We start from the raw sequence: 23,891 nt of genomic DNA, 5'->3' as shown, positions 1-23,891 counted from the left end.
CGTAGGAGGCTCGGCGCGGGGCGTAGGAGGCTCGGCGCGGGGCGTAGGAGGCTTGGCGCGGGGCGTAGGAGGCTCGGCGCGGGGCGGGACCGATCAGGCCCGGGATGAGAGGCCCGGGGCGCCGGGGCCCGCAGGGTGGACTGATGAGGGCGGGATGCCCTGCCCGCCAGGCGACCGATCAGGCCGCGCGGTAGCGGTGCTCCGGGCGGCCGGTGGAGCCGTAGCGCAGTTCGAGGCGGGCCATGCCCTCGCGCACCAAGTAGGAAAGGTAGCGCTGGGCCGTCGCCCGGGAGACGCCGGTGAGTTCGGCGACCTCGGCGGCCGAGAGGTCCCGCCGCGCGGTGCGGACGGCGTCGCGGACGAGGGCGAGGGTGGGTGCGGAGTGGCCCTTCGGCGGGACCGTCGGGAGCGGCGCGGAACGGCCCGCGCTGAACAGGGCGTCGACGTCCGCCTGGTCGGTTTCCTCCGCGTCGAGGAGCGCCTCCATCCGCTGCCGCAGCTCCGCGTAGGCGACCAGCCGCTGTTCGAACGCGGCGAAGCCGAACGGCTTGACCAGATAGCCGACGGCGCCGAGCTGCATGGCTTCACGCACCGAGTGCAGGTCGCGGGCGGCCGTGATCATGATGGCGTCGGGGCGAGCGGCATGAGACAGCGACGGGTCCGGCGGCTGCGCCGCGAGGCGCCGCAGCAGGTCGAGACCGGTGCCGTCGGGCAGGTAGACGTCGAGCAGCAGCAGGTCCGGACGGAGTGTGCGGACCGCCTCCTCCGCCGCTGCGACGGTCGACACCTGCCCGACCACGTCGAAGCCGGGCACCTTGCCGACGTATGCCGCATGGATGCCGCTCACCCGGAAGTCGTCGTCCACGACCAGAGTTCTGATCACCAGCGCGTCCTTCCCGAGTTCGGTCCTGCCGTCGTGCGTCTTCCCGCGTTTCCCGTGCCCACCGCGGTGCCTGCGCCCAGCGCACTGCCCAGGCCCGCCCCGCTGCCTCCCGCCTCCAGCTCGACGACCGGCGGCGCGGAGATGAACACCGCCCCGAGCGGGGCGGGTTCGGTGTCGGGCAGCGGCAGGAGGACGGTGAAGACAGCCCCTGGTCCCTCGCTCACCGAGATCTCTCCTCCGTGCCGGGTGACCAGCCGGTGGACCATGGCCAAGCCCAACCCGCGGCGGGCGGTTCCACGGTCGGGCCGCGTCGACCAGCCGTCCTCGAAGATGTGCGCGCGGGCCTCGTCCGGAACACCCGGACCATTGTCGGAGACGCGGACCGTGATGGCGTCCGCGGTCTCCAGGATCAGCAGCTCGACCCGGGGCGGACCGCTCGCGGCGGGCACGACATGCTCGGCCGCCACGGCCTGAGAGGGCGGCGTGGGTGAGCCTGCGGCGTCGACGGCGTTGTCGAGCAGGTTGCCGACGACGGTGAGCAGCCGCCGCAGATGGCCCGGCTCGGCGCCGAGCTTGGAGGCCGGGTCCAGCGTGAGCCGCACGCCGCGCTCGGCGGCGACCGTGCACTTGGCCACGATCAGCCCCACCATCAGCGAGTTGGCGATCCGCTCGCGGATCTCCGCCGCCTGCGTCCGGTCGGTCGAGGCCAGTTCGACGGCGTACTCCAGCGCCTGCTCCTGCTCACCGAGCTCCAGCAGGCCGGCGAGGGTGTGCATCCGGTTCGCGAACTCGTGCTGCTGCGCACGCAGCGCGTCGGTAAGGCCCCGCACCGAGTCGAGCTCGCGCAGCATGCCGACGATCTCGGTGCGGTCCCGGACGGTGACCACCGCGCCCAGGGCGCGGCCGTGCAGGACCACCGGCATCCGGTTGATCGCCAGACAGTGGCTGTCGGTGAGGACATGGATCTCGTCCGGCCCCAGCTCGCCCGCCAGGGCCCGCCGCAGGCGTCCCTCCGGCAGGAGGTCCTCCAGCCGGCAGCCCAGCGCGGTGCCGAGGCCGAGCAGGCGCCGGGCCTCGTCGTTGACCACGCTCACCTTGCCGCTCTGGTCGAAGGCGACCACGCCCTCGCGGATGCCGTGCAGCATCGCCTCGCGGTCCTGCAGCAGCCCGGCGATCTCCTCCAGCTCCAGCCCGAAGGTGGTGCGCTTGAGCCGCCACGCCAGCGCGTAGGAGGCCAGCACACCGACGGCCAGCGCGATGCCGATGTAGAGCGCGAAGACGGACAGCTCACCGAGCAGGCTGTGGACCACGTCCCGCTCGTCGATGCCTACGGAGACCTCGCCGATGATCCGGCCCGAGGGGTCCCGCAGCGGGGTCCGCGCGTTGGCGGACCGTCCCCGCGAACCGTTGTCGATGAAGAAGTGGTCACTGCCGTCGAGCGCCACGACGGGCTCGGTGACTCTCTGACCGATCTCTCCCACGATCGGATGGGAGTGCCGGATGCCCCCGCGGTCGATCACCACGACGTAGCGGGCCTGGGCGGCGTTCATGATCCGGGTCGCCGCCGTCTGCACCGGGCCGTGCGGCCCTCTGCCCGGATCCCCGGCGCTCATGGCCGTGACGATCTGCGGGTCAGCGGCGGCGATCTGTGCGATCGCAAGCGCGCGCTGCTCGTTGACGTGGTCGATCTGGGACCGCTGGGCGAAGGCCAGCAGCACGAAGCCGATGACACTGGTGACGGCGAGGATGACCAGCTGATTCACCAGAATCCGGCCGGAGAGCTTGCGTCGCGAGAACAAGGCTTCCTCCAACCGGGGTGAACTGGGGCGAAAGCCCCGTTGCCACGCCCATGTCCCGGCGATTGTGCCTGGTGAGGCCGCCGTTGCCTACCCCCGTCACTGTGCGCAGAATGCGCAGAACCCTCGGTAACGCGAGAAATGCACAACTCCCACACCCCTGAGGCCGGTGGGGGCTACGCTGGAAGTCAGCCCCCGGGCGCGCCTCCCCCGTCGCGCCCGGGGGCCCCGTTTGTCCGTTCAGGCCCATGCCTGGCGGTTCAGGCCGATGCCCCGGCCGTTAGCCGATGCCCGGCCGTTCAGGCCGATGCCCGGCCGTTCACACCGCGCCGGCGCCGGTGAGCGCCCGGACCTCCAGCTCCGCGTAGGCGTCGGACTCGGCCCGGGCCCGCGAGGTCACCGTGCCCAGCCAACCGGCCAGGAACCCGCAGGGCACCGAGACCAGCCCGGGGTTCTGCAGCGGGAACCAGTCGAAGTGCTCGGTGGGGAAGATCGCGGCCGCGTTGCCCGAGACCACCGGCGACAGGACGACCAGCACCAGCGCCGGGACCAGCCCGCCCCAGATCGCCCAGGCCGCGCCGCGTGTGGTGAACCGTGGCCAGAACAGGGTGAACAGCAGGGCCGGCAGATTGGCCGAGGCCGCGACCGCGAAGGCCAGCGCCACCAGCGTCGCCACGTTCAGCTTCTGCGCGTACAGGCTGAGGCCTATGGCGACACCGCCGATGACGACGGCCGCGATCCGGGCCACCATCACCTCCTGCCGCTCGGTCGGCTGCTTCTCCTGCGGGCGGCGGAAGGCGTGCGCCCACAGGTCATGCGCGAAGGAGGCGGAGGAGGCCATGGTCAGGCCGGCCACCACCGCGAGGATGGTGGCGAAGGCGACGGCCGAGGTCACGCCGAACAGAACCGTTCCACCGAGCGAATCTGCGAGCTGCGGCACCGCCGTGTTGCCCGCGCTGTTGGCCGCCTTGATCGCGGGCGCCCCGATCAGCGCGGCGGCGCCGAGGCCGAGCACGATCGTCATCAGGTAGAAGGCCCCGACCAGGCCGATCGCCCACATCACCGAGCGCCGCGCGGCCCGCGCCGTCGGGACGGTGTAGAAGCGGGAGAGGATGTGCGGCAGCCCGGCTGTGCCGAGCACCAGAGCCAGCCCCAGGCTGACGAAGTCGAGTTGGTCGGTCAGCCCGTGACCGAAGCGCAGCCCCGGCAGGAGGTACGCGTTCCCGTGGCCGCTGCTTCGGGCGGCGGAACGCATCAGCGAGCCGACGTCACCGTGGAAGCGGAGCAGCACCAGAACCGTCAGCAGAACCGTTCCGCTCAGCAGGAGCACGCACTTGACGATCTGGATCCAGGTGGTGGCCTTCATTCCGCCCACCGTGACGTAGAAGACCATGAGCACACCGACCCCGACGATCGAACCGGCGCGTGCGCTCGCCGAGTGCAGGTTCAGCAGCAGCGAGACCAGCGTGCCCGCCCCCACCATCTGCCCGAGCAGATAGAGCAGCGAGATCACGATCCCGGAGACCCCGGCCGCGATCCGGACCGGACGCTCGCGCATACGCATCGTCAGGACGTCGGCCAGCGTGTAGCGGCCGCAGTTGCGGACCAGTTCGGCGACCAGCATCAGCACGAGCAGCCAGGCCACCATGAAGCCGATGGTGTAGAGCAGCCCGTCGTAGCCGTACAGCGCGATCAGCCCGGTGACCCCGAGGAAGGAGGCGGCCGACATGTAGTCTCCGCTGATGGCGAAGCCGTTCTGCAACGGGCTGAAGTCCCGCCCTGCGGCGTAGAAGTCCTCGGCGGCGCGGCTGCGGCGGCCGGCCCAGAAAGTGATGCCCAGCGTCACCAGCACGACGAACGCGAAGAGGCCAGCGGCCATGGTCAATCCTCCCTCGTGGGGCCCGCCGCGTTCCGCGGCGGCCTCACCGGAGTCGGTCCTGGGTCTCCCAGCGCAGGCCGAGCGCGGCGCGGTCCCGATGGGCGCGGGCGTGCCGGGCGTACAGCCAGGCGAGCAGGAAGGTGCTGACGAACTGGAGCAGCCCCAGCAGCCAGGCGGTGTTGAGCGGTCCCGCGATCGGACGCGCCATCAACCGGGGCGCGGAGACGGCCAGGACGACATAGAGCAGGTACCACAGCAGGAACGCGGCGGTGGCGGGCAGCACGAACCGCCGGTACCGGGTCCGGATCTCCCGGAACTCCGGGCTCTCGTGCACGGCCCGGTAGATGGCGGCCTCGTCGGGAGCCGCATGAGCCTCGAGGTCAAGGTCGATGTCGGGCTCGGCGTCGGGCTCGGCGTCGGCATCGACCTCGGCATCGGCATCGGCATCGGCACGGACGTCAGCGTGGACGCGGGCATCGACATCGTCGGCACCGGCCTGCGCGCCGGAGTCGTCGCCCGACTCGGCACCTGCGCCCGGCTCGGCCTCGCGCCGCTGCTCCTGCTTCTCCCGCGCCTCGGGCGGCGCGGACCACCAGTCGAAGGACTCTTCCCCCGCGGATCTCGACTGCTCAGCTCTCGACAGTTGTTCGGCCGATGACTCGGCGGCCAGTTCTTGAGGACTCACGTCACAAGAATGGGCAGCCTACGGGCCCGCCGTGGTCCGGTGTACGGACGTTCACCCCATCAGGTGATGGAGTCCGTGCTTGTACGCATAGCCCACCGCCTGGGCCCGGTCGCGCACCCCGGTCTTGGCGAAAAGGTTGTTGATATGGGTCTTCACCGTCGCGACGCTGACGAAGAGTCGGGCGGCGATCTCCTGGTTGGACAGCCCCGCCGCGATCAGGCCCAGCACCTCCGCCTCACGGGCCGTCAGCCCGTCCGGCAGCGCCGTCGGCGTGGCGGCCGACGCCTCGGCCGGCCGTACGCTCGCCGGGCCCGACGCAGCCGGGGACGCGTGCTGCGAAGCGGGCTGGGAACCGGGCTGCGAGGCGGGCTGGGACCCGAGCGCCGCCGGCGGCTCACTCGTCGAGAGCCGTTCCAGCAGCCGGGCCTGCACCTGCGGCGACAGCCCCGCCGCGCCCGACCGTACGTCGCGGATCGCACGGGCGATCTCCTCGCTGCCCGCGTCCTTGGTCAGGTAGCCGCGTGCCCCCGCCTGCAGCGCCGGGAAGAGTGAGTCGTCGTCCGCATAGGTGGTCAGCACGATCACCGCCGTGCCCGGGTGCTCGGCCCGGATCCGGCGGGTGGCCTCGACCCCGTCGACCCGCGGCATGCGCAGGTCCATCAGCACGACCTCCGGCGCGTACTGCGCGACGAGGGCCACCGCCTCCTCGCCGTCCGCCGCCGCGGCGACCACCTCGATGCCCGGGAGCAGCCCGAGCAGCATGACGATTCCCTCGCGCACGACCTGTTGATCGTCCGCGACCACCACCCGCACCGGCTGATCGTTCACCTGACCCATCGTAATCAAGAGAACCGGCGGGAATCCGCACCGGCCGAAGGGTCAGCCCTTGATCCGCAGGAGCACCCGGAACCCACCCGGCGTCGGCCCGGCCTCCAGCGAGCCGCCCAGCAGCTCGGCGCGCTCCCGCATCCCCAGCAGCCCCAGGCCGCTGCCGGAGGAGGAGAGCTCTCCTCCGCTCTTGCCGCCCTCGTCCACCACCTCGAGCTCGACACTATCGTCCAGGTACGACAACCGGACGGTGCAGACCGCTCCGGGCGCGTGCTTGCGGACGTTGGTCAGCGCCTCCTGGGCGGTGCGCCGAACCGCCACGCCCGCCTCGGCGGTGAGCGGGCGCGGTGTCCCGGTCACCTCGAGCCGGGCCGACTCGTCCCCGGTCAGCTTGACCAGGTACTCCCCGATGGGGGCGAACTCGCCGCGCAGCGCCGAGAGGGCGGCCCGGGTCTCCAGCAGACCGTCCTGGGCCATCCGGCGCGCAGCCACGATGCGCTCGCGGATCTGCTCGCGTTCCGCCCCGCCGTCGACCATCAACCGGGCCGCCTCCAGGTGGACGAGCTGGGCGGAGAGGCTGTGCGCCAGCACGTCGTGGATCTCCCTTGCGATCCGGGCCCGTTCCGCCAGCGCGGCCGACTCGGCCTCCGCCGTGCGCAGCGCCCGCTCCTGCGAGAGGGTGCGCTGGGTCTGCGCTCGCGCCTCCCAGTCCTGCCGGGTGACGTAGCCGAGGATGCCGAGCCCGAAGATGGTGACGGCGTTGCCCCAGTTCCGCACGTCGTGGGGCACGACCACCATGAAGACGGCCGCGGACAGCAGGGTGAAGGGCGCGGCGGCGATGATCGGGAGCCGCTGGAACGATCCAACCGCGATGCCACACATGAAGATGATGCCCATGACGGGCGCGTGGTTCAGCCCGCACAGAACGGCCTCGACGGCCACGAACGTCAGCCAGGCCAGGCTGCGTCGCAGGTTCATCCGGGGCGTCGAGCGCACGAAGCCGGTGAAGGCGAAGACGCCGAGGGCGGTATGCAGCAGCACGATGAGGACCTGCTGGGTGTTCAGCTGCTCGTTGGCGAAGGTCGCCCACAGCCCGCCCACCAGTCCGCCGAGCCGACCCGCCCAGCCGCTCCAGCGCCGGGCCGTGGCGAGGCCCTCCCGGGAGAGAGCCTCCCGGGAGGGCCAGTCGGTCCAGCTTTCCACGTCACTCCTGCCGCTCACGGCCTGCCCCGTGTCCTCTGGAGCATTCCGCACCTCAGAGGATTCCGGCAGAGCCACCGTACGTACCGTACGCCGGGGCCGGCGCGAACTCCCGTGCCCGCCACGTCACCACGGCCCCGCGGACCAGGAGCAGCGCGGCCAGTGCGAGCAGCAGTCCGGCCTGTCCCTGGGCGACGCCCAGGGCGGCGGCCGCGGCGTAGAGGCCGATCCGGACGGCCAGCATGCCGATCCAGGCGAAGAAGCTGGCCTTGGTGCCCTTGGACCAGATCGTCCCGTCGGCGTCGGCCCAGACCCGGGTGGTGAAGCCCCAGGCCGCGCCGAGGCCGATCTCGACCAGTACGCCGCCGATCAGGAACGCCGCGGACAGCGCCTCGTGGTGGGAGTCCAGCAGGTGCGGGTCGCGCAGGGCCATGAACGCGAGCACCGCCGGGACCACCAGCAGCCTACGCGGATTGGGGTTCCAACGGCGGGCCTGGAACTGGCGGAAGAGCACGTATCCGACCACCGCGATGATGAGCACAACGTTGGCAACGGCGGGCATCTCGATCGTCTCCTGCTTCGACTTCTCCGGCGTTCCGGCGGGGTTCCGCCGACACCTACGAAGCTACGGACCGGCCGCGCTCAGAGCCTCGGAGCAGGGATGGAGACGGGGGTGGAGAAGCGGCGCGGCCGCCTCTCCACCCCCGGGTGGATCCGCCGTGGAACGGCGGTTACGTCGCAGGTCAGACGTCGATGCGGGAGCGGTCGAGCAGGGCCGCGGAGTCGACGATGAACTCCTTGCGCGGCGCCACGTCGTTGCCCATCAGCAGGTCGAAGACCTTCTCGGCGCCGTCCAGGTCGCCGAGGTTGATCCGGCGCAGGACGCGGTGGCGCGGATCCATGGTGGTCTCCGCCAGCTGGTCGGCGTCCATCTCGCCGAGACCCTTGTAGCGCTGGATCGGGTCCTTCCAGCGCTGGCCCTTGCGCTGGAGCTCCAGCAGCGTGTTGCGCAGCTCGCTGTCGGAGTAGGTGTAGATGAACTTCTCCTGGCCCTTGCGCGGGTTGGTCAGCTCGATCCGGTGCAGCGGCGGCACGGCCGCGAACACCCGCCCGGCCTCGACCATCGGCCGCATGTAGCGCTGGAACAGCGTCAGCAGCAGGCAGCGGATGTGGGAGCCGTCGACGTCGGCGTCGGCCATCATGATGACCTTGCCGTAGCGGGCCTGGTCGATCTCGAAGGTGCGGCCGGAACCGGCCCCTATCACCTGGATGATCGCGGCGCACTCGGCGTTCTTGAGCATGTCCGAGACGGAGGCCTTCTGGACGTTCAGGATCTTGCCGCGAATCGGCAGCAGCGCCTGGAACTCGGAGTTGCGGGCCACCTTGGCGGTGCCGAGCGCCGAGTCACCCTCGACGATGAACAGCTCGCTGCGGTCGACGTCGTCGCTGCGGCAGTCGGCCAGCTTGGCCGGGAGCGAGGAGGTCTCCAGCGCGGTCTTGCGACGCTGTGCGTCCTTGTGCTGACGGGCGGCGACACGGGTGCGCGCCGCCGCGACGACCTTGTCCATCACCGAGCGCGCCTGCGCCTTGGCGTCGCGCTTGGTGGAGGTCAGGAACTCCTTGAGCTCCTTGGCCACCACGTTCGCCACGATCCGCTGGGCGGCGGAGGTGCCGAGCACCTCCTTCGTCTGCCCCTCGAACTGCGGCTCGGCGAGACGCACGGTGACCACGGCGGTCAGGCCCTCGAGGACGTCGTCCTTGGTGATGTCGTCCTCGGCGACGCGCAGCAGCTTCATCGCCCGCAGCACCTCGTTGACCGTCTTGGTCATCGAGCGCTCGAAGCCGGCGACGTGGGTGCCGCCCTTGGGCGTGGAGATGATGTTGACGAAGGAGCGGACGGTGCTGTCGTAGCCGGTGCCCCACCGCAGGGCGATGTCGACGCCGAGCTCGCGGACGACCTCCGTCGGGGTCATGTGGCCGAGGTCGTCGAGGACGGGCACGGTCTCCTTGAAGGTGCCCTGCCCGGTGAGGCGCAGCGTGTCGCAGACGGGTCGGTCCGGCGCCAGGAAGTCGCAGAACTCCGCGATGCCGCCGTCGAAACGGAACACCTGCTCGTCCACGGGTGCGCCGTCGACGCCGCGCTCGTCGCGGACCACGATCGTCAGGCCGGGCACCAGGAAGGCCGTCTGCCGGGCGCGGTTGTGCAGGTTCTCCAGGGAGAGCTTGGCGTCCTTGAGGAAGATCTGCCGGTCGGCCCAGTAGCGGACGCGCGTGCCGGTCTTGCCGCGCGGGGCCTTGCGGCTCTTGTCCAGGGTGCTGCCCGGGGTGAACGCCGCGTCGGGGCCCTCGCCCTTGAACGAACCGGGCGTGCCGCGGCGGAAGCTGAGCGCGTGGACGTGGCCGCTGCGGTCCACCTCGACGTCGAGGCGGGAGGAGAGGGCGTTCACGACGGAGGCGCCGACGCCGTGCAGGCCGCCGGAGGCGGCGTAGGAGCCGCCGCCGAACTTGCCGCCGGCGTGGAGCTTGGTCATGACGACCTCCACACCGGACAGGCCCGTCTTCGGCTCCACGTCGACCGGGATGCCACGGCCGTTGTCGCGCACCTCGACGGAGCCGTCACCGTGCAGCAGCACGTCGATGTGGTCGCAGAAGCCGGCCAGGGCCTCGTCGACGGCGTTGTCGATGATCTCCCACAGGCAGTGGGTCAGGCCTCGGCTGTCGGTGGAGCCGATGTACATGCCGGGGCGCTTGCGGACCGCTTCGAGCCCCTCGAGAACGAGAAGGTGCCGCGCGGTGTAGTTGGAGCTGTCCTGCTGGGCACTGGCGGGCACGGTCTGTTCGGCGGTCACGCGGTCCTGCTCCTTAACCTTCTGAACCTTCGGGCACTTCGGTCACTTCGGATGCTTCGGTTGCTGTGGTGCTCGTACTGCTCGTAGTGCTCGTAGTGCTCGTGCTGATACGGCTGTGTCGGTCAATCCAGTGGCGGTCCGGGAGTCGGCGTTCGGAGTGACGGAACTCATGCCGACTTCCGCTGGCTGCGAACACGAGCCCCTTCCCTGGCCTCCGACCGGGGGGCCAAGGCACCATGGCAGGAATGCTGCCGGGATGCAGGCTACCGGTGCGTGGGCTGGGGCTATTGCTTCACGCTCGTCGTGGCTTATGCTACGCGCACCTCGCACGAGCGTTCGATAACACGTTCGAGTGAAGGTCGGTCATCGACGGCGGCAGGCATGAACCGTGCGCGCTCCGGGCACGTCCTCCACAACGACACAGCATCGCAACGCACCACCGCACAAGGCACCACGACAGCATCGCTACCAAGACCGCCGTCTCCATCCCCACCCCGGGACACCGCTCAAAAAGAAAGACCGCGCGGGAACGAATCCGGCCTGGTTGGATGTTGACCCTGGTAAGACAGCTCGTCGAGCTAGAGAAGAGGCGACGTGACTACTAACGTTCTCACCCCCGCGACCCCGCTGACCGCGGCCGACCGCTGCGACCGCTGCGGCGCTCAGGCCTACCTCCGCGTCGTGCTCGTGTCCGGTGGAGAGCTGCTCTTCTGCGCTCACCACGGCCGGAAGTTCGAGCCGGAGCTGAAGAAGATCGCCGCTGAGATACAGGACGAGAGCGGCCGACTGACGGCCACCTCGGCTCCTGCGTCGACGGACGAGCGCTGACCCGATGCGGTCGCGCGGGCACGCCCAGTGCGCAGGCCCGGGTTCAGCGTCTCCTTTGACGACGAGCTGAACTGACGAACAGAGCTGTCTTAGACGGTGGGCGGCAGACCGAAAGGTCTGCCGCCCACCGTCGTTCCCTGCCGTTCCGTCTTCCGTTCGCTGCCGTCGTCTCCTGCCGCGTCCCGCCGCCGCCCTGCCCGACGCCGCCGACTGCCAGCTGTGGCATTCGTCACGTCAGCACGGCCGCATCGCCCGGGACCAGGCCCGGTCAGAGCTGACCGCGGACCGCGTCCACCATCGCCGAGAGTCGGGTGTAGACGCCGGGGTGGGCGGCCTCGGCGCAGCCTTCGCCCCAGGACACGATGCCGACCAGACGCCCGGCCACCACCAGCGGTCCGCCGCTGTCCCCCTGGCAGGCATCGCGGCCGCCGACGGCCTGCTGCCCGGCGCAGACCATCGTGCGCGGGTCGTAGGTGCCCGACGGACCGGAGTGGTAGTCGGCCGAACACGTGGCGTTCGCCATCATCGGCACCTGGACTTGGTGCAGCGTGGTCGGGTAGCTCCCGTTGCCGTGCAGATCGCCCCAGCCGAAGACGGTGGCATTGGTCCCCGCGGCGTAGGGCGCCGTCGCGCCCTGACCCACCATCGGCAGCACGCTGCTCGGATTCTGCGGTTCGGCGAGCGTGAGGACCGCCACATCCCACTCGTTGGTGGGCAGGTCGTAGTTCGGATCCACCCACGTGTCGACGACCGACACCTCCCGACCGGCGGAGCCTCCGAGATCCGTGCGGTCCAGGACCACGGAGAGGTCGGGCCGGTTCACCCGCTGCCCCGTCGTCTCGTCGTAGAGGCAGTGCGCGGCGGTGACCACCTTGGTCGGGCTCACCAGCGTGCCGCCGCAGAACTGGCCGGAGCGCGAGTCGCCGTATACGGAGCGACTGGCGACGGCGACCATCCAGGGGTGGTCGGACGTACTCGCCGCCACCCCGCCGACGATCGCCTCCGCCGGTGCCGCGGGGACCGCCAATGCCGCCGGCAGCGCCGCAAACAGCACCATCATGGTCCGCCTGCGCCCAGGGAATGTCCGCCTGCCGGGGATTGTCAGCCTGGCTCCCACCCTGATCCTTCCGTCGCGACCCGCACTCCTGTCGCGCCTCAGGGTAGCGATGCGGAGACGCTGCGTGTCTGGCCGCCGCGCACAATTCACCCTGGGCACATCTGTGCCCCGGGTGACGGTTCGTCGGGCCGCTGGTTGCGAGCCGGGGCGGCCCGGAAAACGGAAAGGCCCCCGCTCCGCCGAAACGGCGGAGCGGGGGCCTTGTCGGTCTCGTCAGTCGAGGTAGTCGCGCAGGACCTGCGAACGCGACGGGTGGCGCAGCTTCGACATGGTCTTGGACTCGATCTGGCGGATGCGCTCACGGGTGACCCCGTAGACCTTGCCGATCTCGTCCAGCGTCTTCGGCTGACCGTCGGTCAGACCGAAGCGCATGGAGACCACGCCGGCCTCGCGCTCGCTCAGGGTGTCCAGCACCGAGTGGAGCTGCTCCTGGAGCAGGGTGAAGCTGACCGCGTCGGCCGGGACCACGGCCTCGGAGTCCTCGATGAGGTCACCGAACTCGCTGTCGCCGTCCTCGCCGAGCGGGGTGTGCAGCGAAATGGGCTCGCGGCCGTACTTCTGGACCTCGACGACCTTCTCGGGCGTCATGTCCAGCTCCTTGGCCAGCTCCTCCGGGGTGGGCTCGCGGCCCAGGTCCTGGAGCATCTGGCGCTGGACGCGGGCCAGCTTGTTGATGACCTCGACCATGTGCACCGGGATACGGATGGTGCGGGCCTGGTCGGCCATGGCGCGGGTGATCGCCTGGCGGATCCACCAGGTCGCGTAGGTGGAGAACTTGTAGCCCTTGGTGTAGTCGAACTTCTCGACCGCACGGATCAGACCGAGGTTGCCCTCCTGGATCAGATCCAGGAAGAGCATGCCGCGGCCGGTGTAGCGCTTGGCCAGCGAGACCACCAGACGGAGGTTGGCCTCCAGGAGGTGGTTCTTGGCGCGGCGCCCGTCCTCGGCGATGATCTCCAGCTCACGCTGCAGACGCGGCGCGAGCTTGTCCTCGGAGGCCAGCTTGTCCTCGGCGAAGAGACCGGCCTCGATGCGCTTGGCGAGCTCGACCTCCTGCTCCGCGTTGAGCAGCGGGACCTTACCGATCTGCTTGAGGTAGTCCTTGACCGGGTCAGCGGTGGCGCCGGCCACGGCGACCTGCTGCGCCGGGGCGTCGTCCTCGTCCTCGTCGGAGAGCACGAAGCCCTCGGACTCCTCCTCGCCCTCGGCCGGCTCGGCGCCCTCGGGGGCAGCCGGTGCGGCGGCGTCCTCGAGCAGCTCCTCGTCGGTGAGCAGCTCCTCCTCGCCCTCCGCACCCTCGGCCTTGGCCTTCCCGGGAGCGGCCTTGACGGCGGTCTTCTTGGCGACGGTCTTCTTGGCGGCCGGAGCGGCCTTCTTCGCCACGACCTTCTTGGCCACGGCCTTCTTCGCCGCCTCGGTCGGAGCGGCCACCAGGGTCGCCTCGACTCCGACGGATGCGACGGACTCGGTGACCGACGTGGTCACCGGCGCCGCGGCGGCGACGCGCGGAGCAACGGTACGGGTCGTGCTCGCGGCAGCCGCAGGGCGCGGAGCGACGGGCTTGGTGGCCGTCGTCTTCGTGGCAGTGCTCTTCGCCGCGACGCTCTTCCGGGGGCGCTTGGGGGCGGACGACTCCGCAGCGCTCACCATCAGCGTCACACCCTCCTCATCGAGGACCTGGTTGAGGCTGCGCATGACGTTCTTCCACTTGGTGACCGGGATTTGGTCCACCTCGAAGGCATGCCGCACGTCATCACCGGCGATCTGCCCCTGAGCCTTACCCCGCTCGATGAGCGCCATCAGAGCGGCGGACTCGGAGATCTCGGGAGGGAGAGAACGGGATGTGCTGGCCGACACGAACAACCTCTCGGACGTGAGTGGACAGAAGGCCGGCCGCTTGGCGGCCCTCTGGAACCTGCTGAAGCTCTTGAACTGGCGGATCAGTACGGATCTGTCACCGCCCTGGTACACATCGCTCCGCACGGCAAAGCGTTACGCCCTACTTACGTGGCGCAGGTCACATAGTGCGAGAGCCTCTTGTCAACGGAGGTGTACCCCGTTCAACGATGCCAGATCCGGGCTCATTCCGAGTGTCGCCTGAATCGGGTAGCGCGAGCAGCCCGGTGAGCGCCGTGCCCGCGACCCCCGACCACCGCTGATCAGCACAGAGCAGGCCGCCGCGGTCATGGCGTGGTGGCGGCTCATGACGGCGGCGGCCTGCGGGGAGATGCGGGGCGGGACGGCCTCGGTGTTCGCGACCGGCAGCGGCGCGGGTTCAGTGCTCGCGCGGACCGGGGACCAGCGGGTCGACGTCCGGGTGCACCGTGAGCAGGGAGCGCATCGCGGACTCCGCAGCGGTGCCGTCGCCCGTGGCCAGGGCGTCCACGAGCCGGACGTGCAGACCGACCGAGGGCTCGGAAGGCCGGTCGCAGGCGGTGACCGGACCGCCGGAGACCTGGAGCGCCGAGGCGACGATCCCGGCGAGGTGCTCCAGCATCTTGTTGCCGGCGAGATCCATCAGGACCGCGTGGAACTCGGCGTCGGCCCGGCTGTAGGTGAGCGCGTCACCCTGGGCGGCGGCGTGACCCATGATCTCGGTCATGTCGTGCATGCGCTGACGGCTCTCGTCCCGGCCGTGTCCGGCGGCGAGCCGGGCGGCCAGCGGCTCGATGGCCCAGCGCAGCTCGAAGAGCTCACGACGCTGGTCGTCGCGCTGCGGCCCGAAGGCTCGCCACTCGATGATGTCCGGGTCGAGCAGGTTCCAGTCCGCCACGGGGCGAACCCGGGTTCCGACGTTGGGGCGGGCGCTGACGAGGCCCTTGGCCTCCAGCACGCGCAGTGACTCGCGGACGACGGTGCGGGAGACCTCGAACCGCTGCCCGATCTCCTCGGGCACGAGGGGACGGTCGGCTCCGAGATCACCGGAAACGATCATTTGACCGAGCTGCTGGACCAGCTGACCGTGCAGTCCGCGTCCGCGGCTTCCGGCGGCACGGCGGCCGACGCGGCCGAGCTCGGGTTCGGCGCTCTCCCAGTGCAGCGCAACACCGCTCGTGGCGTGGGACACACCAGGGGCCGAGCTGTGCGAGGCGCTCACGGGGAAGCGGTCCAGCTGAGTGGACGTCATCTGGGCGGGGGGCATCGTGGGGTGCGCAACGGTACTCACGTCTCCTTTGTCGGCGATGGCGGGCAGACCCTTGAGGAATTTCGTGAAAAGCACACGAAAGGGTGATCGCGCATCCCTACACAATTGACGCCATATCGGCTGTTATTGCCCCTTTGGTGCCCCGGTGCGCCCTTCCGTGCCCTCCACGCGCCCTCGACCCGCCTCCGCGCCGACCGCCGGCGCTCTCAGGTCCCGAACCGGCACACGCCGTCCGGACGTCACTCGCGCCCTCGGTACACCCCCGGTCCGCCCCCGGTTCGGACGGCAGCGGCCCTCAGAGCGCGCTGCGGCGCGGCAGGAGGACAAGGTAGGCCAGCAGCAGCATCAGCACGGGCGCCGCCACCGCAACCGCGAGACCGGCGTCCGACACGGTGGTCCCGCTGTGCAGCCCCGACAGCGCGCCGTACAGCCACGCGTGCGTGCCGTCCACGGGGAAGAACCGGTGCCAGCGCAGCACGCCGTCCCCGCCGCCGCGTGCCGCGCCGCTGCCGAGCAGGGCCGAGGCGACCGGCTCGACGAGCACCGGCACCATGATCAGGACGAGCATCCCCGCAGCGGCGCTGCGCAGCAGGACGGCCCCGAGCAGGCCGATCCAGCCGCCCGCCACGACCAGGGCGAGGTAGCCGCCCAGCGCGACCGGCACGTGACCGTGGAGCACTGCGGCCTCCAGCCGGGCCGCCGCCGTGTGGTGGCCGAGGTGCAGCACGACCGCGTCGAGGACGAGCGTGCCCACCCCGAGCAGCCCTGCGAAGACGCCGACCGTGACCAGTTTGGCCAGCAGCAACGCCAGCCGCCGGCGCAGCGGCCGCAGCAGCGCGAGCGGTGCGGGGTGCCGGAATTCGTGTCCGGCCGACAGCGCCCCGACCACCCCCGCTCCCAGCGCGGCGATCGGCAGGGGGAGCAGCGGCAGGCCCGCCGTGAGCACCCTGAGCGGATCAGCCGCGGGCGACCCCGCCGCCGCGCCCTGCCGCACCGTCAGCACCGCCACCACGGCACTGGCGCCCAGCACCACGACCGGAACCAGCCAGCTGGAACGCACGCCGGACAGCCGCCGGCGCTCGTAGGTCAGTGCGTGCACGGGTCGCTCGCTCTCGTGTTCCCGCGCTCTCGCGCGGTCGTGGTTCTGCTGCTGTGCTGACGTGGTGCTGTGGTGCCGCCGCGTCGGCGTGCCCGGGCACCCGGCATCTCTGTGGCCAGGCAACCCCACAGCCTTGGCGGCGCGCGGTGCGCCCAGGCGCGCGGCGGGGCGCCGGACCCTCGCACGGCCGCCCGGAGGCCGGGCCTTGGGGGCTCGCTCCGCTCAGTCGTCCTCGTCGAAGAGGAGCGGGTGCAGGACCCGCGTTTCGCGCCGAGCGGGCAGCACATGGCCACCGGGAGCGGGCGGCGTGGGCACGACCACCTGTGTGGTGACCGTCTCGCCCGGCCCGAGGGCGACGGTGGCCTTGGCAAGCGATGCGCCTGCCGGTTCGGGCGGCCGCGGGCCGGGCGCGGGGGCGTGCTCGACAACCCGGTCGGCCAGCTCGTGGAGCAGGATGCCGTGCTGGAACGCCAGCTCGCCGATCTCGGTCCTGGCCAGCCCCTCGACGGAGATCACGTTGCCGCCCTCGTGCCGGACCGCGGCCCCGGCCGCGGCGAGCAGATCCGCCAGCCGGGCCACCTGCGGCCCACGGACGCTGACCTCGTCACGCAGCCGGGTCCGGCGGAACTCCTCCACCGGCTGGTCCGCCATAAGCCGGCCGAGCTCGAGGGTGACCACGCGGTCCGCGAGCTGCGCCGCCTGCTGCGGGCTGCGCAAGGTCACCAGGACCGCCCCGCCGCCCGCCGCGAAGGCGCGCAGGAAGGCGTGGAACCACTCGACGTTCTTGGGCGACAGGCCCTCCGTGGGCTCGTCCAGCAGCAGTGTGCTCGGATCGCCCAGCAGCGCCTGTGCCAGTTGCAGGCGCCGGTTCATCCCGGGCGAGTAGGTGCGCAGCCGGTGCTCGGCGGCGGGGGCGAGGCGCGTCTGCTCCAGCAGTTGGTCGGCCCGGCGGGCGGACACCCCGGCCGCCGCCGCCATCATGCGCAGGTGCGCCCGCGCCCGTCGCCCCGGGTGCCCCGCGGGCCGGTCGGCCTCGCCGAGGACCACGCCGACCTCACGCTCCGGGCGGGACAACCGCCGGTAGGGGCGCCCGTGGAAGAGCGCTGTCCCCTGGCCTCGTTCGAGGCCCAGCGCCAGCCGCAGAGCCGTGGTGCGGCCCGACCCCTCCGGACCGAGCAGAACCGTGACCTGGCCCGCGCGTGCGTCGAAAGAGAGGTCGAGCAGCACCGCCGACCGGCCGCGCCTGCCCGCCTTGGTCAGACCGATCGCCTGGAACGGATGATGGACCTGCCGCACCTGCTGGTCCCGAACGGCCGGGCCGGTCTGGGTCTGGACAGTCTGAGCCTGAGCCACGGTCGGACACCTCCGCGCTGATCACCCCCAACCCCAGCACGATAGACGGACAGGGTGACTTTGCGTGGCATTGACCTCTACGGCGCGTAGGCGGCCCCGTCCGTCGTCCGGCTCAGCTCTCGGGACGCAGCATCGGCGGATTGAGCACCGTAGCCCCGCCGGCCCGGAACAGCTGCGCGGGCCGACCGCCCTGACGGGTCGTCGTGCCGCCCGCCGGGAGCAGGAATCCGGGCGTCCCCGTCACCTTCCTGTGGAAGTTGCGCGGGTCCAGCTGCACGCCCCAGACGGACTCGTACACCCGGCGCAGCTCGCCGACGGTGAACTCCTCGGGGCAGAAAGCCGTGGCCAGCGCCGAGTACTCGATCTTGGACCGGGCCCGCTCCACGCCGTCCGACAGGATCGCACTGTGGTCGAACGCGAGCAGCATCCCGTCGTCGTCCTTGCCCCCGAGCAGTTCCTCGACCGGCGCCCAGCGGGCGCTGCGGACGTCGCCGCCGGGCCTCGGGGTCGGCAGGTCCGGGGCGAGAGCCAGGTAGGCCACGCTCACCACTCGGAGCCGCGGATCGCGCTGCGGGGCTCCGTAGGTGGCCAGCTGTTCCAGGTGGGCGCCGACGCCGGGCCCCTGCCCGGGGGCGCCGTGTGCGCGCAGGCCGGTCTCCTCGGCCAGCTCGCGGGCGGCCGCCTCGACGAGCCCCTCGTCGGGTCGGACGAAGCCGCCGGGCAGCGCCCAGAAGCCCTGGAACGGCGGTTCACCCCTGCGGACCATCAATGCGCACAGGGCATGGTCGCGCACGGTCAGGACCACCAGGTCAACGGTGACCGCGAAAGGGGGGAAGGCCGACGGATCGTAACGCGACATGCGCCGCATCATAGTCGTCTCAGTGACGATAAACAGTGGGCCCTAATCGCTCGATCGGCCCAAACAGCGCGGCAGCCTGCCGCGTCTGCGTCGAGCAGGCCGACGGGAGCGGGCCGTTCGCTCGGCCCGCAGGGTGGCGCAGAGTGTGTCCGGCATCGCGCCGCAGTTGATCGCTTCGTAGAGCAGGCTCGCGAAGGTGTACGTCGGGTCCACGGCCAGCGCACGCCCGAGCGCCACCCTGGCGGTGACCGTGTCGCTGGTCACCCAGGCCGTCCAGCCGAGGAGCGAGAGCGGGGCCGCTGCGTGGGCCTCGAAAGGGCCCACGCAGCGGCGGGCCAGGTACCGCCAGAGTCTGGCCGCGTGCCCGACGTCGGGCGGATCGAGCCATTCGGCCGCCCGGTCGCGGGCGAGTCGGTCCTGCAAGCCGAGGACGATCCGCGCCGCGTCGTGATCGTCCAACTCGCAGTCGCCCCGGCCGAAGCGCAACACGGCCGCGTCGACCAGGGCCGCCGTCGCCTCCCGCAGCCGCTCGCGTCCGCCCTCCCGGTCCAGCTCGGCCGCCACAACGGGCATCTCCCGTTCGAAGGCGTGCAGCAGCGTCGCCACCGACTCCGGAGCCAGCGGCTCCAGCTCCCGGTGCAGATCGCGCAGACTGCCGCGGACCTGGATCCCGGCGAAGGCCGCGGCTGCGGCGACGGCCGACGTGCTGCCCGGCGGCCTGACCAGCGCGCCCTCCTGCGGACAGCAGGCCGGGTCGACACAGGTGTAGGAGAACCACCGCCCCTCTGACACGCACAAGGACTCGTGCACGGGGACGCCGGCCGCCCTGAAGCCCTCGGCCAGCAGCGCCGCGAGTGGACGCAGCCGCTCCGCCACCTCCCGCGCGCTGCCGCCGGGCTCGGGATCCTGGCAGAAGTAGAGGATCACCGCGTCCGGAGGACGGTCCCGCTGCTCCGACAGTGCGAGCAGGAAGCCGACCACCTCCTGCGCCGCCGCCGGCCAGGCCGCCGGCGCCGGGATGTCGACCCGGACGGAGCCGCCCTGCCGGCGCCTGGACCCCTGGAGGCCGAGCGCCACCACGCTGTCGCTCGGATAGAAGCCCAGCAGGTAGGGCAACGCGTCGGCCATGTCGGCCGGGCTCTTCATCCGGACCACGGGCCGCTCGAAGGCGGAGAAGGCCGGGACCCTCTCGTGCGACTCGTTCGAGGGGGGTTGCGAGGACTCCGACGGGGGCGGGGTGCTGTGTTCGTTCATGCGGCGAGCGTGTCGAGAGGCGGAAGTTCGCGCACCCAGCCGACCGCAGGTCTGTGGACAACCCCGGGGTGTGGAAAACCCGGCCACCCGATCGAGTGGGCTTCGAAGGAGACGATTCGTTTCTCCACAGGCTTGACGTCCCGGGTTCGCCTTTGTCGGCGCGGCCGACTATCAATGACCGCATGGATGACACCCAACTCCAGGACCGCACCGCTGTGCGGGCGCAGGCCGACGGGGTGCTGCGCTCGCTCGCCGGCGGCGACGCCCGACTGCGCGAGGACCAGTGGCGCGCGATCGAGGCGCTCGTCGTCGACCGGCGGCGGGCCCTGGTCGTGCAGCGCACGGGCTGGGGCAAGTCCGCCGTCTACTTCGTCGCCACGGCCCTGCTGCGGGCCGCCGGGGCGGGGCCGACGGTCATCGTGTCGCCGCTGCTCGCCCTGATGCGCAACCAGGTCGAGTCCGCCGCTCGCGCGGGAATCACGGCGCGCACCATCAACTCCTCCAACACCGAGGAGTGGGAGTCGGTCCACGCCGAGATCGCCGGCGGAGAGGTCGACGTCCTTCTGGTCAGCCCGGAGCGGCTGAACAATCCGGAGTTCCGGGACGAGGTCCTGCCCCGGCTCGCCGCCGCCACCGGTCTCCTGGTGGTCGACGAGGCACACTGCATCTCCGACTGGGGCCATGACTTCCGCCCCGACTACCGTCGGCTGCGCACCATGCTGGCGGATCTCCCGGCCGGTGTCCCGGTCCTGGCCACGACGGCCACGGCCAACGCGAGGGTCACCGCCGACGTCGCCGAACAACTCGGCACCCACGCCGGTCCCGCTGCGGGGGCCGGCGCCCGAGAAGAGGCCCTGGTCCTGCGCGGTCCGCTGGACCGGGAGAGCCTCAGCCTCGGAGTCCTGCATCTGGGCGATCCCGCGCACCGGCTCGCCTGGCTCGCCGACCGGCTGGACGAGCTCCCCGGCTCCGGCATCATCTACACCCTCACCGTGGCCGCTGCCGAGGAGGTGACGTCCTTCCTGCGCCAGCGCGGCCAGCTGGTCGCCTCCTACTCCGGCCGCACCGAGGACGCGGAGCGGCAGGCCGCTGAGGCGGATCTGCTCGCCAACCGGGTCAAGGCACTGGTCGCCACCTCCGCCCTAGGGATGGGGTTCGACAAGCCGGATCTCGGCTTCGTGGTCCACCTGGGGTCGCCCAACTCCCCCATCGCCTACTACCAGCAGGTAGGCCGGGCCGGGCGCGGCATCAAGCACGCGGAGGTGCTCCTCCTGCCGGGGGCCGAGGACGCCGCCATCTGGCGTTACTTCGCCTCCCTCGCCTTTCCCGGGGAGGAGCAGGTGCGCACGACGCTGGAGGCGCTGGCCGCTCACACAACCCCCGCGGGAGAGCCGCTCCCGCTCTCCACCCAAGCCCTGGAGGCACGGGTGGACCTGCGGCGCACCCGGCTCGAGACCATGCTCAAGGTCTTGGACGTGGACGGCGCGGTGCGTCGCGTGCGCGGCGGCTGGGTGGCCACGGGGCAGCCCTGGGCCTACGACGCCGCCCGCTACGCCCGGGTCAACGAGACCCGGGCCGCCGAGCAACAGGCGATGCTCGACTACGCGGCATCCGGCACGTGCCGGATGGAGTTCCTCCGTCGCCAACTGGACGACCCGGAGGCGGCGCCTTGCGGGCGGTGCGACAACTGCACCGGCGGGCATCGCTCCACGGAGGTCTCGGCCGAGACCCTGGCGGCCGCACGAGCCGCGCTCGGCCGACCGGGCCTGGAAATCGAGCCTCGCCGCATGTGGCCGACCGGCATGCCCGCGGTCGGCGTCCAGCTCAAGGGCCGGATCCCGGCGGGCGAACAAGCCGCAGCCGGGCGAGCGTTGGGGCGCCTGTCCGATATCGGCTGGGGCACCAGGCTGCGGGCCCTGCTCTCACCGGAGGCTCCCGACGCCCCCGTCCCGCCTCAGGTGCTGGACGGCGTCGTCACCCTTCTGGCGGATTGGTCCCGAGGTCCCTCCGCCTGGGAGCAGCGCCCCTCGGCCGTCGTGGCGATCGCCTCGCGTACCAGGCCCGAACTGATCGGCAGTCTGGCCGCAGGGATCGCCCGAATCGGCAGGCTGCCGCTCCTCGGCCAGGTCGAGTACGCCCCCGGGGCCGACCCTCGCCGGGGCGGGCGCGGCAACAGCGCCCGGCGTCTCCATCAGCTCCACGACGCCTTCGTCCTGTCACCCGAGCTGGCGTCGGCTTTGGCCGCACAGGAGGAGGCGGGGGCGGCCGGCGGGCCGTTGCTGCTGGTCGACGACTACTCCGACAGCGGCTGGACCCTCGCCGTCGCCGCCCGCCTGCTGCGCAGGGCCGGGGCGTCCGGGGTCCTCCCGCTGGTTCTCGCACAGTCGTCCTGAACTCGGGCCGACGCCCAACTGAGGGCGGGCACAGCCGAACGGCCGAGAGCCGAACGGTGGAGACGGAACGGCACGCCGATGGGACTTATCTGTCGGAACGGCAGAAGCAGGGACACTTCCGGCGGGATCACCGTTGCCGGTCTGCTCGGAGCCGGTGAGAATTGGCAGGTATCCCGGCCAGACGGTCCGTCCATGGCTGGTGTGCGAGGTGCCCGCACCCGGGCACGGGGAAGGAGGATCTTGAGCATCGGCCATCCCCTCGAGTTGTCCAGGGAGCCGCACACGTCGTCTCCAGCGCGCTCGGTCGACCTGACCACCTGGACGGAGGCCGGGCTTCCCACGCTGCTCGACCCGCGATCAGTGGTGGGAGAGCTGCACCGGATCCACCTCCCCCACCCCGGAGTCACCGTTCTCGGCGTGCTGACCGCCGACGGACGCGTGGCAGCCGGCGCTTCGTTCGTGGTGCCCGAGCGCATCACCGACGGATGGCACCTGCGGAACGTCCTGCTCGCGCACCTGCGTCACGTCGTTCCGCATGGTCTGCGTCGGCGTTCTCCGATGCACAGCGCGGTCGTACTCCAGTGCCGCGACACCCCGTCCGACTGGACCGAACTCGACGGCGCCTGGATGTGGGCGCTACGCGACGCGTCGGTTCTGCACGGTCTGCGCTGCGGCGCGTATATCACCCTGACCGAGAACGGCTGGCAGGTTATGGGCGAGAGCCGCCAGGGCCGCAGCCCCCAGGCAGGGTCCTGGGCCCGACGGACGATGAGCACGGTCCGTGAACTGCCCAGCAGAGAACACCTGCCGGCGCTGACCGCCGCCACGGAGAGCCGGCCTCGGGCGGAGCTGCTACCAGCGGCGCCGGTCGCACAGCTGGCGGTGCCGTGATCGCGTCACGCCGGGCCTGAACACCACAGGCGGGGCCCGGACGCCGCCGGGTCGGGGAGCACGCGCGTTGTGCTCCCAGTCTGATCCCCTGCCGGGCGCCTGTCCGCAGGCGCCCTTGGGCTCTCCTACCGCTGGACGGGCAGCGGGGTCTCGCCGCAGACGACGAGCAGCGAGCCGGCACGGGCCAGCGCCACCGCGAGAGCGTCCTGAACGGCACCCGTGGCGCCACCGTTCACGGCGAGCACGACGACCTCGCGGCGGGTCGGCCGACAGTCAGCGGCGGAGGCGTAGAACACGTCGTCCGCCGCCTCGAGCTGGGCCCAGTAACGCTCGGCTCCGAAGCTCTGCTCGTGCTGCTGCCACGGGTGCGGCTCGGCGGTGGTGAGCACCAGGATCTGTCCCGGGACACGTCCCGTGTCGAGCAGCAGGTCGACTGCCTCGTCCGCCCGGTCCAGCGCGGCCTCCGGCGTGGCCGGGAGCAGCTGCAGTTCAGGCAGGGTGGGCAGTGCGTCAGCGCCCCGACGGGCCTGAGCGCTCGGCTTGGGGGTGCGCGTGGGACCGGCCGGAGGGCCGGGGACGGGACGCCGGGCCGGCGGTCCGGGCCGGGGCCCGGGTCGCGGCGTGGCGGCCACGCTGGTGGGGGAAGGGACTGTGGTCGCGGCGGTGCGGGCCGGGTCCGTCTCGTCGGTGGAAGGAACGCCCTGGCCCGAGTCGGTCTTGTGGATCTCCAGCTCCTCGGCACGATTTCTGGCGACACACTCGACGGCGCCGCACAGCGCCCCAGAGCTTACTCGTTGGTTGTGAGCAGCCGATAGGGGGGACCACCCGTTGC

General features: G+C 71.5%; 19 protein-coding genes and 1 pseudogene. 4 read left to right on the top strand and 16 right to left on the bottom strand.

The window, feature by feature from the left end; all coding sequences use genetic code 11:
- Positions 1–178: 178 nt before the first annotated feature.
- From TR48_RS00200 to TR48_RS41465, 4 genes and pseudogenes are all read right to left on the bottom strand, one after another.
- Positions 179–883 carry a response regulator transcription factor gene (locus TR48_RS00200; RefSeq protein WP_042363698.1) on the bottom strand — a complete coding sequence of 235 codons (705 nt, stop codon included), beginning with the start codon at positions 881–883 and terminating at the stop codon, positions 179–181.
- Positions 880–2,682: a sensor histidine kinase gene (locus TR48_RS00195; RefSeq protein WP_063770862.1), complete on the bottom strand. Its 1,803-nt coding sequence runs from the start codon at positions 2,680–2,682 to the stop codon at positions 880–882. The genes TR48_RS00200 and TR48_RS00195 overlap by 4 nt, the downstream gene beginning before the upstream one ends.
- A 316-nt stretch (positions 2,683–2,998) precedes the next feature.
- Positions 2,999–4,558: a monocarboxylic acid transporter gene (locus tag TR48_RS00190; RefSeq protein WP_042363697.1), complete on the bottom strand. Its 1,560-nt coding sequence runs from the start codon at positions 4,556–4,558 to the stop codon at positions 2,999–3,001.
- Positions 4,559–4,601: 43 nt separating this feature from the next.
- Positions 4,602–4,892, bottom strand: a pseudogene (locus TR48_RS41465) (DUF485 domain-containing protein); the annotation flags it as partial.
- A gap of 33 nt (positions 4,893–4,925) precedes the next feature.
- Here TR48_RS41465 and TR48_RS44155 point away from each other — a divergent pair.
- Positions 4,926–5,216 carry a hypothetical protein gene (locus TR48_RS44155; RefSeq protein ID WP_052442291.1) on the top strand — a complete coding sequence of 97 codons (291 nt, stop codon included), beginning with the start codon at positions 4,926–4,928 and terminating at the stop codon, positions 5,214–5,216.
- Positions 5,217–5,294: 78 nt separating this feature from the next.
- Here the strand turns inward: TR48_RS44155 and TR48_RS00180 are convergent, their stop codons facing one another.
- The 4 genes from TR48_RS00180 to TR48_RS00165 all read right to left on the bottom strand — a co-directional run bounded on the left by TR48_RS00180 (position 5,295) and on the right by TR48_RS00165 (position 10,120).
- Positions 5,295–6,080: a response regulator gene (locus tag TR48_RS00180; protein WP_042363696.1), complete on the bottom strand. Its 786-nt coding sequence runs from the start codon at positions 6,078–6,080 to the stop codon at positions 5,295–5,297.
- A gap of 42 nt (positions 6,081–6,122) precedes the next feature.
- On the bottom strand, positions 6,123–7,274 hold the full coding sequence (locus TR48_RS00175) for a sensor histidine kinase (protein ID WP_042363695.1): 1,152 nt from the start codon (positions 7,272–7,274) through the stop codon (positions 6,123–6,125).
- 52 nt (positions 7,275–7,326) lie between these two features.
- Entirely contained in the window at positions 7,327–7,833 is a 507-nt protein-coding gene (locus TR48_RS00170) for a CcdC protein domain-containing protein (RefSeq protein WP_042363694.1), read from the bottom strand.
- 181 nt (positions 7,834–8,014) lie between these two features.
- Positions 8,015–10,120, bottom strand: a complete 2,106-nt coding sequence (locus TR48_RS00165; protein WP_042363693.1) for a DNA gyrase/topoisomerase IV subunit B — start codon at positions 10,118–10,120, stop codon at positions 8,015–8,017.
- Between the two features lie 594 nt (positions 10,121–10,714).
- Between TR48_RS00165 and TR48_RS00155 the strand changes: the two genes are divergently transcribed.
- On the top strand, positions 10,715–10,948 hold the full coding sequence (locus tag TR48_RS00155) for a DUF7455 domain-containing protein (RefSeq protein ID WP_042363691.1): 234 nt from the start codon (positions 10,715–10,717) through the stop codon (positions 10,946–10,948).
- A 268-nt stretch (positions 10,949–11,216) separates the two neighbouring features.
- Here the strand turns inward: TR48_RS00155 and TR48_RS00150 are convergent, their stop codons facing one another.
- The 7 genes from TR48_RS00150 to TR48_RS00120 form a co-directional block, all read right to left on the bottom strand.
- Positions 11,217–12,008 carry a S1 family peptidase gene (locus TR48_RS00150; protein WP_042363690.1) on the bottom strand — a complete coding sequence of 264 codons (792 nt, stop codon included), beginning with the start codon at positions 12,006–12,008 and terminating at the stop codon, positions 11,217–11,219.
- 270 nt (positions 12,009–12,278) lie between these two features.
- Positions 12,279–13,928: an RNA polymerase sigma factor gene (locus TR48_RS00145; protein WP_042363885.1), complete on the bottom strand. Its 1,650-nt coding sequence runs from the start codon at positions 13,926–13,928 to the stop codon at positions 12,279–12,281.
- A gap of 412 nt (positions 13,929–14,340) precedes the next feature.
- Positions 14,341–15,285: a FadR/GntR family transcriptional regulator gene (locus TR48_RS00140; RefSeq protein WP_084728644.1), complete on the bottom strand. Its 945-nt coding sequence runs from the start codon at positions 15,283–15,285 to the stop codon at positions 14,341–14,343.
- Between the two features lie 220 nt (positions 15,286–15,505).
- A complete protein-coding gene (locus TR48_RS00135) occupies positions 15,506–16,309 on the bottom strand; it encodes a hypothetical protein (RefSeq protein ID WP_042363688.1) in 804 nt (267 codons plus the stop codon).
- 222 nt (positions 16,310–16,531) lie between these two features.
- Positions 16,532–17,662 (bottom strand): ATP-binding cassette domain-containing protein, encoded by a 1,131-nt coding sequence (locus TR48_RS00130; RefSeq protein WP_052442290.1) that lies wholly within the window; start codon positions 17,660–17,662, stop codon positions 16,532–16,534.
- A gap of 112 nt (positions 17,663–17,774) precedes the next feature.
- Positions 17,775–18,521, bottom strand: coding sequence for an NUDIX hydrolase (locus TR48_RS00125; RefSeq protein WP_042363883.1), 747 nt, complete (start codon positions 18,519–18,521; stop codon positions 17,775–17,777).
- A gap of 42 nt (positions 18,522–18,563) precedes the next feature.
- On the bottom strand, positions 18,564–19,775 hold the full coding sequence (locus tag TR48_RS00120) for a DUF4192 domain-containing protein (protein ID WP_052442289.1): 1,212 nt from the start codon (positions 19,773–19,775) through the stop codon (positions 18,564–18,566).
- A gap of 182 nt (positions 19,776–19,957) precedes the next feature.
- Here TR48_RS00120 and TR48_RS00115 point away from each other — a divergent pair, with 182 nt between their 5' ends.
- Both TR48_RS00115 and TR48_RS00110 read left to right on the top strand, forming a co-directional pair.
- Entirely contained in the window at positions 19,958–22,168 is a 2,211-nt protein-coding gene (locus tag TR48_RS00115) for a RecQ family ATP-dependent DNA helicase (protein ID WP_042363687.1), read from the top strand.
- A 240-nt stretch (positions 22,169–22,408) separates the two neighbouring features.
- A complete protein-coding gene (locus tag TR48_RS00110) occupies positions 22,409–23,059 on the top strand; it encodes a hypothetical protein (protein ID WP_063770861.1) in 651 nt (216 codons plus the stop codon).
- 125 nt (positions 23,060–23,184) lie between these two features.
- Here the strand turns inward: TR48_RS00110 and TR48_RS00105 are convergent, their stop codons facing one another.
- Positions 23,185–23,691: a hypothetical protein gene (locus TR48_RS00105; protein WP_084728642.1), complete on the bottom strand. Its 507-nt coding sequence runs from the start codon at positions 23,689–23,691 to the stop codon at positions 23,185–23,187.
- Positions 23,692–23,891 lie beyond the last annotated feature (200 nt).

Source organism: Streptacidiphilus neutrinimicus (assembly GCF_000787815.1).
Classification (GTDB): domain Bacteria; phylum Actinomycetota; class Actinomycetes; order Streptomycetales; family Streptomycetaceae; genus Streptacidiphilus; species Streptacidiphilus neutrinimicus.
The sequence above is the reverse complement of the archived record's forward strand: the minus strand, read 5'-3'. Positions and strand labels throughout refer to the sequence as shown.